At 69.3% G+C, this 11,603-nt stretch carries 11 protein-coding genes; 7 read left to right on the plus strand and 4 right to left on the minus strand.

Features of this window, described 5'->3' with window-relative positions:
- Positions 1-105 precede the first annotated feature (105 nt).
- Complete coding sequence (locus ACTJLF_RS34100; protein ID WP_132802773.1) at positions 106-1,551, minus strand: nicotinate phosphoribosyltransferase; 1,446 nt, start codon at positions 1,549-1,551, stop codon at positions 106-108.
- 64 nt (positions 1,552-1,615) lie between these two features.
- Positions 1,616-2,686: a bifunctional nicotinamide-nucleotide adenylyltransferase/Nudix hydroxylase gene (locus ACTJLF_RS34105; protein ID WP_145759661.1), complete on the minus strand. Its 1,071-nt coding sequence runs from the start codon at positions 2,684-2,686 to the stop codon at positions 1,616-1,618.
- A gap of 81 nt (positions 2,687-2,767) precedes the next feature.
- Between ACTJLF_RS34105 and ACTJLF_RS34110 the strand changes: the two genes are divergently transcribed.
- The 5 genes from ACTJLF_RS34110 (at position 2,768) to ACTJLF_RS34130 (ending at position 7,503) form a co-directional block, all read left to right on the plus strand.
- Positions 2,768-3,607, plus strand: a complete 840-nt coding sequence (locus ACTJLF_RS34110; protein ID WP_132802771.1) for a pseudouridine synthase — start codon at positions 2,768-2,770, stop codon at positions 3,605-3,607.
- On the plus strand, positions 3,574-4,710 hold the full coding sequence (locus tag ACTJLF_RS34115; RefSeq protein WP_132802769.1) for a winged helix DNA-binding domain-containing protein: 1,137 nt from the start codon (positions 3,574-3,576) through the stop codon (positions 4,708-4,710). The genes ACTJLF_RS34110 and ACTJLF_RS34115 overlap by 34 nt, the downstream gene beginning before the upstream one ends.
- A 142-nt stretch (positions 4,711-4,852) precedes the next feature.
- A complete protein-coding gene (locus tag ACTJLF_RS34120) occupies positions 4,853-5,509 on the plus strand; it encodes a response regulator (RefSeq protein ID WP_019657727.1) in 657 nt (218 codons plus the stop codon).
- A gap of 58 nt (positions 5,510-5,567) precedes the next feature.
- Positions 5,568-6,947, plus strand: coding sequence for a sensor histidine kinase (locus tag ACTJLF_RS34125; RefSeq protein WP_132756280.1), 1,380 nt, complete (start codon positions 5,568-5,570; stop codon positions 6,945-6,947).
- Between the two features lie 217 nt (positions 6,948-7,164).
- Positions 7,165-7,503, plus strand: coding sequence for a hypothetical protein (locus ACTJLF_RS34130; protein WP_019657729.1), 339 nt, complete (start codon positions 7,165-7,167; stop codon positions 7,501-7,503).
- Between the two features lie 39 nt (positions 7,504-7,542).
- Here the strand turns inward: ACTJLF_RS34130 and aqpZ are convergent, their stop codons facing one another.
- Positions 7,543-8,250 (minus strand): aquaporin Z, encoded by a 708-nt coding sequence (gene aqpZ / locus ACTJLF_RS34135; RefSeq protein ID WP_019657730.1) that lies wholly within the window; start codon positions 8,248-8,250, stop codon positions 7,543-7,545.
- A gap of 186 nt (positions 8,251-8,436) precedes the next feature.
- Positions 8,437-9,450 (minus strand): zinc-dependent alcohol dehydrogenase family protein, encoded by a 1,014-nt coding sequence (locus ACTJLF_RS34140; RefSeq protein WP_440884835.1) that lies wholly within the window; start codon positions 9,448-9,450, stop codon positions 8,437-8,439.
- Positions 9,451-9,547: 97 nt separating this feature from the next.
- On the opposite strand from ACTJLF_RS34140, the gene ACTJLF_RS34145 reads away from it, so the two are divergent.
- Both ACTJLF_RS34145 and ACTJLF_RS34150 read left to right on the plus strand, forming a co-directional pair.
- Positions 9,548-10,456: a LysR family transcriptional regulator gene (locus ACTJLF_RS34145; RefSeq protein ID WP_440884836.1), complete on the plus strand. Its 909-nt coding sequence runs from the start codon at positions 9,548-9,550 to the stop codon at positions 10,454-10,456.
- A gap of 51 nt (positions 10,457-10,507) precedes the next feature.
- Positions 10,508-11,548, plus strand: a complete 1,041-nt coding sequence (locus ACTJLF_RS34150; protein WP_019657733.1) for an ABC transporter substrate-binding protein — start codon at positions 10,508-10,510, stop codon at positions 11,546-11,548.
- The last annotated feature ends 55 nt before the right edge of the window (positions 11,549-11,603 follow it).

Below are 11,603 nucleotides of genomic sequence, written 5' to 3' on the forward strand. Positions count from 1 at the left end.
GGGAGCGGATGAACAATATCAGGAGGAGGCCGAAGGCCGGGGGACATTCGCGGAGGGGAGCACCCGGTGGCCTGTGCACCCGCCCTGAATGAATGAACCAAAAGCCTAAAGAGGCGCCCGCGAAGTGATGAACTGATTGACCCCCGCAGCAGCCCGCTCGCGCACGGCATCGAAAGTTGTGCTCTCCACGATGCGCCCGTTCTCGAACACCGTCTGCAGCAAATCGGCCTGGCCAACCGCCATCGTCTCTTCCCGCACGGTGCGCTCGATGCCGTTCGCATCGCGCACCAATGCAAGACGCCCCTTCTTCGAAGCCTTGCCCATGTCCCCCACGGGCGACTTGTACACGTCGCGCCACTCTCCGTTCACCTGCATCGCCGAGCACTTCATCGCCCACTGCATGGTGTCCCGGTTGACCTGCTGCAGCAGCCCGCCGCCCATGCCGAAGGCGATGTTCTCCGCCGAGAAACCGTTGTGATAGAAGTTCGACAGGCACAGCCGCAGCGAGTCGAGCGTCACGCCGTCGCCCTGGATGATGCGCACGTTGTTCAGCACGCGGAAGCCCTTGGCGTTGGTCGTGGTGCCGAAGCGGTCGGCCAGGATGCGTGCAACCTGCAGCGTTGTCTCGGCCGGGTCGCCAGAGTCGGGCCGCACCACCAGCGTGGCGCCCGAGGCCACCACCTTCGCCTTCAGCTCCTCGCCCCAGATGCGCGCGCAGGCATTGAAGATGTCGTAGCTGTCGCTCACCACCGCGAAGGTCGCGCCGGGCTTGCCGAACTGGTCGACCATGTTGCCGTAGGCATCGGCTTCGTGCTCGCGGCCCCAGCCGGTGATGGTGCTGTGCTCGGCCGCGGGAATGGAGAAGCCCGCCACGTCGCAGTCGTAGTAGCGGCGCGCCGCCACCAGCGCGGCCAGCGTGTCGGTGCCCATGAAGTTCACCAGATGCGCCATGCCGCCGAGCGCGGCCGATTCGAGGCTCGAGACACCTCGCGCGCCGAAGTCGTGAAGCCGGAAGGCGATCTGGCCCTGCGGGTCGTCGCAGGTCGCTTCCAGGTAGCGCAGCAGCGTGGTGCGCGCTGCGGCCGAGAGCGTGGCCACCGTGGTGGGATACCAGATCGCGCGCAGCAGCTCGGTCTCGAGGAAGCTCGTGACCCAGAAGAACTCGGGGTCGGTGTTCTCGATGGTCGCGAGCACGTTGTGCACCGGCGTCACGCTGCCCTCGGGCACGGCGCGGATGCGCACCGGCATCAGCCCGCCGTGCTTCTCGATCAGCCGCAGCCAGCCTTCGCGGTTGAAGGGCTCGCCGTGCACGGCCATGAGCGCTGCGGCTTCCTCGACGTCGTCGCGCGTCACCGGCGTCTGCAGGTATTCGCGCAGGTAGGCCTGCAGCCCGAAGAAGAGCGAGTGGCTGAAGATGCCGCCGCGAGACTCGATGTAGCTGTACACCGTCTGCGTGCCGGGCGGGTACTGCATCCAGTGCGAGACCTTGTACGAGTCGGTGCGCAGCAGCAGGTTGTTGCCCAGGGGCGTGGAATTGAGATTGCGGTTCATGTGAAAGCTCCTTTCACGTTGGCCCCGTCAACCGGGGCCGTTCTTGCTGACAAGGCCGGGACGTTCAGTTCTTTCCCAGCCCACCCAAAAAATGATTCGCGATGAAGAAGTGGTCTTCGTAGATGCGCTCCTGCATGTCGAGGAACTCGGCGATCGGCACCCAGCGCACCTCGGCCGCGTCGTCGTCGGCGCGCACTTCCGACAGACCCGTCCACTGGTTGTGCGCCAGCTCGAAGAAGAAGCCGTGCGTGATGGTGCGGCCGCGCTGCGAGCGGTCGGGCGCGTCGAACACGTGGCTGGCCTTCATGCTGCCGTTGAGCACGGGCACCGGCACCTTCAGCCGCGTTTCTTCCTTCAGCTCGCGGATGGCCGCGTCCTGCAGCCGCTCGTGCTGGCCGACGAAGCCGCCGGGCAGCGCCCAGGTGCCCTTGCCGGGATGGAACTTGCGCTGCACCAGCAGGATGTGGCCTGCCTCGACCACCACCGCATCGACCGTGGTGTAGATCGGCGGGAATTCGCTGCCGGCGTAGCGATACTTGTCGCGGTAGTCGGCGAGGAAGGCGCGCTCCTCGCAGAGCTCGGCGTAGTCGGCCGTGCGGGTGAACTGGTCGAGAAAGGCTGCGGTGCCGTCGGGCAGGTCGGCGCGGGCGAGCTGGCCGCGGTTCTCGGGGTCGAAGTAGAGGCTGCGCACGTCGGTGGCGTTGAGGCTCTCCACGCTGTTCTGGCCGACGAACTCCCAGTGCGGGAAGAGCTTGAGGTAGTAGCTCGATGCGTCCTTGAGGTGCCCCACGAGCGCCACCTTGGCCCTGGCCGGCGCATGGCCGTCCTGCGCGATGAGCCGCTCGACCGCCGACTGGATCGACGCGATCCAGATCTGGTCGTTGTAGGGCGAGTCGCCCACGCCGACCACGCTCACGCGCATCTGCTCGGTGCCGCGAAGGCAGGCGCGCACCATGCGTTCGCGTTCGTCGAAGGTGAAGGGGTTCTTGACGCTGCGTGGCTGCCGGTCGGAGCCGACCACCACGATGACCCGCTCGGCGGCGCGAAGGCCTTCCTCGATGAGTCGTTGATGTCCGAAATGAACGGGCTGGAAACGCCCGATGACGATGGCGTACTGGTACTTGCGTGTGCTCACTTGGGAATCCCCCAAAAAGGACGCGATCAACTCGCGTCTGGGTTCAGGATAGCATCGGTGCCGCATTCCGATCAAGCCCCGATGACAGAGCCTTCCTCTCCTTCCGCTCCCTCCGATTCCGTGCGCCTCAACAAGCGCATGGCCGATCTCAAGCTGTGCTCGCGCCGCGAAGCCGACGAATGGATCGCCAACGGCTGGGTGAAGGTCAACGGCAGGCCGGCCGAGATGGGCGTGAAGGTCACGCCGGCCGACCGCATCGAGGTCGACAAGGCGGCCAAGGGCCAGCAGGCCAGCCAGGTCACCATCCTCATCAACAAGCCCATCGGCTACGTGAGCGGACAGGCCGAGGACGGGCACGACCCGGCGGTCAAGCTCTTCACGCCGCAGAACCGCTGGGCCGACGACAACGCGCGCTTCTTCTTCAGCCCGAAGCAGCTGCGCGGCCTTGCGCCCTGCGGCCGCCTCGACATCGATTCCACCGGCCTGCTGGTCATGACGCAGGACGGGCGCATCGCGCGCCAGCTCATCGGCGAGGACTCGACGATGGAGAAGGAGTACCTCGTGCGCGTGGCCTACCACGGCCTGGGCCAGCCCGCGCCCACGGGCCAGCTGGTGCGGCTGGACGACGACGACCCCGTCACCACCAACGTGCAGGCGGTCTTTCCGAAGGCCATGCTCGCGAAGCTGCGGCACGGCCTGAGCCTCGACGGGCAGGCGCTGAAGCCGGCGCGCGTGGACTGGCAGAACCCCGAGCAGCTGCGCTTCGTGCTCACCGAGGGCAAGAAGCGGCAGATCCGCCGCATGTGCGAGCTGGTCGGCCTGAAGGTGGTGGGGCTCAAGCGCGTGCGCATCGGCCGGGTGATGCTCGGCAACCTGCCGCTGGGGCAATGGCGATACCTCGCGCCGCACGAGAAGTTCTGAGCCTGCGCGCGCTGAACCGCGCCACGCTGGCGCGGCAGATGCTGCTGGAGCGGCGCAGGCTGGGCGTGACGCAGGCCGTCGAGCGGCTGGCCGGGCTGCAGGCGCAGGCACCCAATCCGCCCTACATCGGCCTCTGGAGCCGCATCGAGGGCTTCCGTCGCGAACAGCTCACAGAGGCCCTGCGCCGGCGCCGCATCGTGCGCATGTCGACCCTGCGCGCGACGCTGCACCTGATGACCGCGCAGGACGCGCTGGCATGGCGCCCGCTGCTGGAGCCCGTGCATCAGCGAGGGCTGCTGGGCAGCACGCACAGGAAGGAACTCGAAGGGATCGATCGCGCAGCGGTGATCGCGGCAGGGCGCGCACTGCTCGGCGAACAGCCGCGCACCGGCGCCGAGCTGGGGCAGGCGCTGGGCCTGCGGTGGACGGGCCGCGAGGCCGCATCGCTCGCCGCGCTGATCCGCAACAACCTGCCGCTCGTGCACCTGCCGCCGGCCGGCACCTGGAACTCGCACCAGGGCGCGGTGCTGCAGCCATTGGGCGACTGGCTCGGGCAGGCCGTGCAAGCCGCTGTCGCCACGCAGGAGGACATGCTGCTGCGCTACCTCGCCGCCTTCGGCCCGGCCACGCTGGCCGATGCAGGCGCATGGTCGGGCCTCACGGGATGGAAGGCGGCCGCCGAACGCCTGCGGCCGCAGTTGCGGGTGTTCGCGGGCGAAGACGGCCAGGAGCTGTTCGACCTGCCCCGCGCGCCGCGGCCCGATCCCGATACGCCTGCGCCGCCGCGCCTCGTGGCCGAGTGGGACAACCTGCTGCTTTCGCACGCCGACCGCAGCCGCATCCTCAGCGAGTCGCATCGCGCCCGCGTGTTCACCGTCAACGGCATCGTGCGCGGCACGGTGCTGCTCGACGGCTTCGTCGCGGGCGTGTGGAAGATCGAGCGCGACAGGAACCGGCGCAAGAAGAACATCGCCACCGTGCTGCTGGAGCCCTTCGGCCGCTGGTCGAAGGCCGACCGCGACGGCGTGGAGCAGGAGGCCCTCGACCTGCTGGCCTTCAGCTCGGACGACGAAGGCGAGCGCCACGCTGTGCGCCTGGCCTGACCCGGCATGGTCCGGCCATTGACCCCGCGGCGCGCCCGCCGCCTAAGCGTGCCCTAAGTATTCGCACCTACTCTGCGCCGCGGCGCAGGCTCTTCCGATCATCCCGGTCGCGTGCTACCTTGCGGCCGAAGGAGTCGCCGCGATGCGCGTGCTGTTGGTGGAAGACGATGAAATGATCGGGCGCAGCCTGAAGCAGGCGCTCGAGGGCGCGGGCTGGTCAGCGGACTGGGTGCGCGACGGCGAACTGGCGCAGAGCGCGCTGGGCGACGGCGGCTACACCTGCGTGCTGCTCGATCTGGGCCTGCCGAAGCAGGACGGCACCGAGGTGCTGCGCCGCGCCCGCGAACGCGGCGACGCCACGCCGGTGCTGGTGCTCACCGCGCGCGACGGTCTCGACGACCGCATCCACAGCCTCGACCTCGGCGCCGACGACTACCTGCTCAAGCCCTTCGAATTCCGCGAGCTGCTCGCGCGCATGCGCGCCGTGGTGCGCCGCCGCGACGGTGCCGCGCACTCGCTGGTGGGCAGCGGCGCGCTGCAGCTCGATCTCACCACGCGCGAAGTCGTGGTCAACGGCGCGCGCGAGGCGCTCACCGCGCGCGAGTTCGCGCTGCTGCACGCACTGCTGGAGCGCCCCGGCGCCATTCTTTCGCGCGAGCAGCTCGAGAACCGCATCTACGGCTGGGGCGAGGAAGTCACCAGCAACGCGATCGACGTGCTGATCCACGGCATGCGCAGGAAGCTCGGCGCCGATGCGATCCGCAACGTGCGCGGCCTGGGCTGGCGCGTCGCCGCATGATGATGCCCGCCCGCAGGCTTCGCGCACTTCGGGGTAGGGCTGCCGGGCTGGCCTGCCGATGAACGCAAGCTCTCGCGGCAAGGGCCGCTGGTGGCGGCCGCGATCGCTGCGCACGCAACTGCTGCTGTGGCTCATCACGCTGCACCTGGGCGCGGCGGTGCTCACGGCGTGGTTCTCTTTCATGGCCTACGGCAACCTCGTGCACAACGCGCTCGACGACCAGATGCGCCTGGTGGCCGAGTCGTACGCGGGCAGCGATCCGCAGAAGCTGCCGCGCCCGATGGACGGCGAGGCCGCGTTCTCGCGCGGCGCCTTCATCGTGCAGATCTGGAGCCCCGACGGCGGCACGCTGCGCGCCACCTCGTGGCCGGTGCTCACCGTGCCGCTGCAGCCGCAGCCGGGCTTCAGCGACGTGAACACCGGCACGCACGCGGGCTCCGCATGGCGCGTGTTCACCGCCGAGCACGGCTCGCGCGCCGACCAGCCGCGCGTGCAGGTGCTGCAGAACGAGGACTACCGCCGCCGCCGCGCCCTGCGCCGCGCGCTGCTCGAAGGCCTGCCGATCACGCTGCTGCTGCCGCTGGCGCTGCTGATCCTGTGGATCATCGTGTCGGCCGCCTCGCGCTCGCTGCGTGCCGTGGCCCGCGACGTGGCCTCTCAGGACGAGCGCAGCCCCACCGAGCTGTCGCTCGCGCGCGTGCCCGACGAGATCGCGCCGCTGGTGAGCGCCTTCAACAACCTGCTGTCGCGCGTGCGCAGCGCCTTCGCCACGCAGCGGCGCTTCGTGCAGGACGCGGCGCACGAACTGCGCACGCCGATGGCCGCCATCGGCCTGCAGATCGAGAACCTGCGCGCGCACGTGCCGGCCGGCGAAGCCACCGAACGCTTCAACCAGCTCGAAGCTGGCGTCACGCGCGCGCAGCATCTCATCGAGCAGCTGCTGCACCTGTCGCGGCAGGACGCGCCGCGCGCAGGCAACGCGAACGAGCGCGTCGACATCGAGGTGCTGCTGCGCGACAGCGTCAGCCAGCTGATGGTGCTGGCCGACGCGCGGCGCGTGGACGTCGGCTTCGAGGGCAGCATCGCAGCCGTGGTGGTCGCGCCCGCGGCGGAGCTGCGCAGCGTCTTCGACAACCTGATCGACAACGCGCTGCGCTACGCGCCCGAAGGCGGCGTGGTCGACGTGAAGCTGCACAAGGTCGAGGGCCATGCGGTGGTCGACGTGCTCGACAACGGCCCGGGCATTCCGAAGGAGGCCATCGACCGCGTGTTCGACCGGTTCTTCCGCGTGCCGGGAGCTGCAGCGGGCGGCAGCGGGCTGGGGCTGGCGATTGCGCGCACCGCGGCGGAGCGGCATGGGCTGCGCATCGAGCTGCGCAATCGCACCGACGGGCCCGGCCTGATGGCGCGGGTGCATCTGCCTGCGTCAGCTGCCTAGCGGACGGAGGACGGAGGACGGAGCCGCACGCCGGCGAACGGGGCTGGTGCGGTCCAAAGTTCCAGCAAAAGGCGCACCCCTCACTCGCGCCTAACTCTTCGCTCACATCCAACTCAGTCAGCGTGCCTAGAGTGCGTTCAGGTCCTGCCACGCGCAGTTCGCGCGATGGCATGTGACCGGAGACAGCCTGCTTCATTCAATCAGGAGAACACACACCATGCGCACTTCATTCAAGCTTCTCGCCGTCGGTTCCCTTGCTGCGCTGGCAGCCGTGGGCGCCGCCACCGCTTCGGCCGAAACCACCGACGGTTCGGACTTCCATCCGCTGCAGATGAATTCGCCGGTGAACCCCGACGTGCAGGCCGGTGCGATGGCTGCCGCGCGTCCGAGCGGCACCGAGCCCGTCGGCCAGTCGACCAGCGCACCCGCGATGAGCTCGACGATGCCGGTGGCCGACATCCAGGCCGGTGCCTATGCCGCCTCGCATCCGACCGGCACCGAGCCGATCGGGCAATCGACTTCGCTGCCGATGGTGAAGTCGGGCAGCGGCAGCTGAGCGCGAGCCCGCATCCTGCTGCGGCGATGACGGCTGCGATCAGTCGTCGTTGCCGTTGGCGAGCAGCGCGCGGTAGATCACCGCGCCGATGATGGCGCCCGCGATGGGCGCCACCCAGAAGAGCCAAAGTTCCGACACCGCATGGGACGGCCCGAAGAGTGCCGGTCCCGTGCTGCGCGCCGGGTTGACCGAGGTGTTGGTCACCGGGATCGAGATCAGGTGGATGAGCGTGAGGCACAGGCCGATCGCAAGCCCCGCGAACCCGCCGGCCGCGCGCCGGGCGGTGGCGCCGAGGATCACGATGAGGAACACCGCCGTCATCACCACTTCGCACAGCAGCGCGGCGGTGAGGCCGTACTTGCCGGGCGAGTGTTCGCCATAGCCGTTGGTGGCGAAGCCGCCGATGTCGGCGCCCGGCTTGCCGGTGGCAATGAGATAGAGAATGCCCGCCGCCGCGATGGCACCCAGCACCTGCGCCACGATGTAGCCCGCGAGCTGCGAGGCCTTGAAGCGGCCGGCGGCCGCGAGGCCGATGGACACGGCCGGATTGAAGTGCCCGCCCGAGATCGGGCCCAGTGCATAGGCCCCGGTCACCACCGTGAGGCCGAAGGCGAGCGAGACGCCCAGCAGGCCGATGCCGACATTCGGGAAGGCCGCCGCCAGGACTGCGCTTCCGCAGCCTCCGAGCGTGAGCCAGAAAGTACCAATGAACTCGGCGGACCACTTCTTGTAGGTACTGTGTTCCATGACGCTCCATCCTGAAGTTGATGAGAAAGCGCAGGCCGCCAGGCGATGCGCGGGCGGATTCTAGGAACGCAGGATGAGGGCTTCGAGCAAGTCTTCGGCGCTAACGGAACCTGTTCACGGAACGCGCGGCTTTCGTGCACTGCCGCAACTGCGTTGCATCTGCGGAAGCCGGGATTTCGTGATCTTTTACAGCGTCACGACGATCTTCCCGAACGCGCCGCGCTCCAGGTGGTCGAGCGCATCGGGCAGCGCGTCGAAGCCGTAGCTCGCGGCGATCACCGGCTTGAGCGCATTCGCGTCGACGGCGCGCACCAGGTCCTCGAGCGCGCGCCGGTGGCCCACGCCGATGCCCTGCACCGTGACGCGGCCCAGCACCATCGCGTAGAACGACGCGCTCAGCGTCTCGCCGCCGAGCATGCCGATGATCGACACGCGCCCGCCCTGCTTCACGGCCTGCAGCGAGCGGTCGAGGTTCGGCCCGCTCGCGAGTTCGAGCACGTGGTCGGCGCCGCGCCCCTGCGTGAGGCGCCGCACTTCGGCGGGCCAGTCGCCGTCGCGCGCGAGCACGTGCTCGGCGCCGAGCGCGTGGGCCTGTGCGCGCTTGCGGTCGTCGCCCCCCGTCACCACGATGGCTCGCGCGCCGTGCAGCCGCGCGATCTGCAGGCCGAAGAGCGCGACGCCGCCGGTGCCGTGGATCAGCACCGTCTCGCCGGCGCGCAGTGCGCCGGTCTCGACCAGCGCGAACCACGCGGTGAGGCCCGCGCAGGGCAGGGTGCTGGCTTCGGCCAGGCTCAGCGTCTCGGGCGCGGCCACTGCCCAGCCGGCATCGAGCAGCACGTGCGAGGCCAGCATGCCGGCGCCGGGCCCGCCCAGCGGCGTGGCGCCGTCGGGCCAGTGGCTGTCGATCCAGCCGCCCCAGAAGGTGCTGACGACGCGGTCGCCCGCGGAGAAGCGCGTGACGCCCGGGCCCACGGCTTCGACGGTGCCGGCCATGTCGGAGCCCGGCACGAAGGGCATGCCGATCACCATGCCCATGCCGTCGCGGATCATCAGCAGGTCACGGTAGTTGAGCGACACCGCGCCCACCTTCACGAGGATCTGGTTCGTGCCCGGTGCGGGCAGCGGGGCGTCGGCCTGTGCGAGATGGGCGCGGCCGAATTCGGGAAGCTGCCAGCGGCGCAACGAGGGGTTTTCTTGCATGAGTGACTCCAGGGAAAACGGAAGCCTTCATGCTATTGACGATAAGGAATATCCGGTGGTGGATAATTTTCCTATCAATGGCGCCTGAAAGTATCCAATGAGCCAGCGTCTGCAAGGCATCGAAGAGTTCGTCGCGGCGGTGGAAGCCGGCAGCTTCGCGCTGGCCGCCCAGCGGCTGCACGTCACCCGCTCGGCGGTCGCCAAGAGCATCGCGCGGCTCGAATCGCGGCTGGACACGCGGCTCTTCCTGCGCACCACGCGCAGCCAGAGCCTCACAGAGGAAGGCCACGGCTATTACGAGCGCTGCCGCCGCGCGCTCGCCGAGCTCGAAGCGGCCGAGGCCATCGCCGACGTGGCGCGCAGCACCGCCTCGGGCCTCGTGCGGCTGAGCATGCCGGCGATGCTGGGCCGGCTGAAGGTGGGGCCGCTGCTGCTGGCGCTGGCGCGCAGCCATCCGCAGCTGTCGCTGGAGCTGTCGTTCAACGACCGGCGCGTCGATCTGGCCGAGGAGGGGCTCGACCTCGCCATCCGCAGCGGCGAGCTCGCCGACAGCACGGAACTGGTCGCGCGCCCGGTCGGCATGCAGTGGATGGCGCTGTGCGCCTCGCCGGCCTACCTGGCCGCGCACGGGCATCCGGGCGGCATCGACGACCTGAAGCAACACGGGGCCGTGCTCTACGCGCGCGACGGGCAGGTGTCGTCCTGGCGCTTCCACGACGCCGAGGGCCGCCTCGTCGAGGTGACGCCGCCCTCGCGGCTGCGCTGCGACAGCGCCGAGGTGCTGCTGGAGGCGGCCATCGGCGGCATGGGCCTCGCGCGGCTGCCGGCGTGGCTGGCGGCCGATGCGCTCGCGGCCGGCACGCTGGTGCGCGTGTTCGACGAGCCGCGGCCCTTCGGCTTCGAGCTGAACCTGATCCGCCCGCGCAGCCGCTACCTGCCGCTGAAGACGCGCGTGGTGATCGACTGGCTGGCCGAGCGCCTGCCGCCGCTGCTGGCCGCGCGCTGAGAAGCGGCGCTATCCTGCGCCTTCCGACAAAGACGACGAGGAGATCCGCGCATGCGCCCATTCGCCATCCGGCACATCGCCACCGCCGCGGGCATTGCCGCGGCATTTCTTCTGGCCGCGCCGAACGCCGCGGCCCAGGGCACGGTCAACGCGCTGTGCAGCACCGACGCCGGCTGGTGCGAGGCCGCCGCCGCGGCCTTCACGCGCGAAACCGGCATCAAGGTGCAGCAGGCCCACAAGGGCACCGGAGAGATCGGCGCCCAGCTGCGCGCGGAAGCGGCCAACCCCAAGACCGACATCTGGTGGGGCGGCACCGGCGATCCGTTCCTGCAGGCGGCGGAGCAGGGGCTGCTGGAGCCCTACCGTCCGGCCTACATCAACGACCTGCACGACTGGGCGGTGCGTCAGTACGCGCTCTCGCAGAACATGGTGGGCGGCTTCTACACCAGCGCCATCGGCTTCGGCTTCAACACCGACGTGCTGAAAAAGAAGAAGCTGCCCGAGCCCAAATGCTGGGCCGACCTGATCAAGCCCGAGTACAAGGGCGAGATCGAGATCTCGCACCCTGCCACCAGCGGCACGGCCTACACCATCATCGCGGGCCTGGTGCAGCAGATGGGCGAGGACCAGGCCTTCGAATACCTGAAGAAGCTGCACCGCAACGTCACCAGCTACACCCGCAGCGGCCAGGCGCAGGCGCCCAACGTCGCCAAGGGCGAGGTGGCCATCGGCGTGAGCTTCATCTTCGGCTTCGAGCGCTGGCGCTATGACAAATTTCCCGTGAAGACCGCCGCTCCCTGCGAGGGCACGGGCTACGAGATCGGCGGCATCGCGCTGGTGAAGGGCGCGCGCAACAAGGAGAACGCGAAGCGCTACTACGACTGGCTGATGAGCCCTGCGGGCCAGGCCATCGGCGGCAAGGCGGGCAGCCTGCAGTCGCCTGCCAACAAGACCTTCAAGCCCGACCCGCGCATCCCGTCGATGGCCGACGTGAAGCTCATCCGGTACGACTTCGAGAAGTACGGCAAGGCGGCCGAGCGCAAGCGCCTCATCGACCGCTGGACGAAGGAAGTCGAGTCGTTGCCGAGATAGGGCTCACCCCCAGGCTTCGCGCACTTCGTGTCGCTGCGCCAACCCCCTTCCGGGG

The organism is Variovorax sp. 22077 (genome assembly GCF_052044195.1).
Taxonomy (GTDB): Bacteria; Pseudomonadota; Gammaproteobacteria; order Burkholderiales; family Burkholderiaceae_C; genus Variovorax; species Variovorax atrisoli.

What these genes read in the sequence shown, in the direction of transcription:
- ACTJLF_RS34100 (WP_132802773.1), bottom strand. Translation starts at nt 1,551, where the DNA reads ATGAACCGCAATCTCAATTCCACGCCCCTGGGCAACAACCTGCTGCTG.
- ACTJLF_RS34110 (WP_132802771.1), top strand. Translation starts at nt 2,768, where the DNA reads ATGACAGAGCCTTCCTCTCCTTCCGCTCCCTCCGATTCCGTGCGCCTC.
- ACTJLF_RS34115 (WP_132802769.1), top strand. Translation starts at nt 3,574, where the DNA reads ATGGCGATACCTCGCGCCGCACGAGAAGTTCTGAGCCTGCGCGCGCTG.
- ACTJLF_RS34120 (WP_019657727.1), top strand. Translation starts at nt 4,853, where the DNA reads ATGCGCGTGCTGTTGGTGGAAGACGATGAAATGATCGGGCGCAGCCTG.
- ACTJLF_RS34125 (WP_132756280.1), top strand. Translation starts at nt 5,568, where the DNA reads ATGAACGCAAGCTCTCGCGGCAAGGGCCGCTGGTGGCGGCCGCGATCG.
- ACTJLF_RS34130 (WP_019657729.1), top strand. Translation starts at nt 7,165, where the DNA reads ATGCGCACTTCATTCAAGCTTCTCGCCGTCGGTTCCCTTGCTGCGCTG.
- aqpZ (WP_019657730.1), bottom strand. Translation starts at nt 8,250, where the DNA reads ATGGAACACAGTACCTACAAGAAGTGGTCCGCCGAGTTCATTGGTACT.
- ACTJLF_RS34140 (WP_440884835.1), bottom strand. Translation starts at nt 9,450, where the DNA reads ATGCAAGAAAACCCCTCGTTGCGCCGCTGGCAGCTTCCCGAATTCGGC.
- ACTJLF_RS34145 (WP_440884836.1), top strand. Translation starts at nt 9,548, where the DNA reads ATGAGCCAGCGTCTGCAAGGCATCGAAGAGTTCGTCGCGGCGGTGGAA.
- ACTJLF_RS34150 (WP_019657733.1), top strand. Translation starts at nt 10,508, where the DNA reads ATGCGCCCATTCGCCATCCGGCACATCGCCACCGCCGCGGGCATTGCC.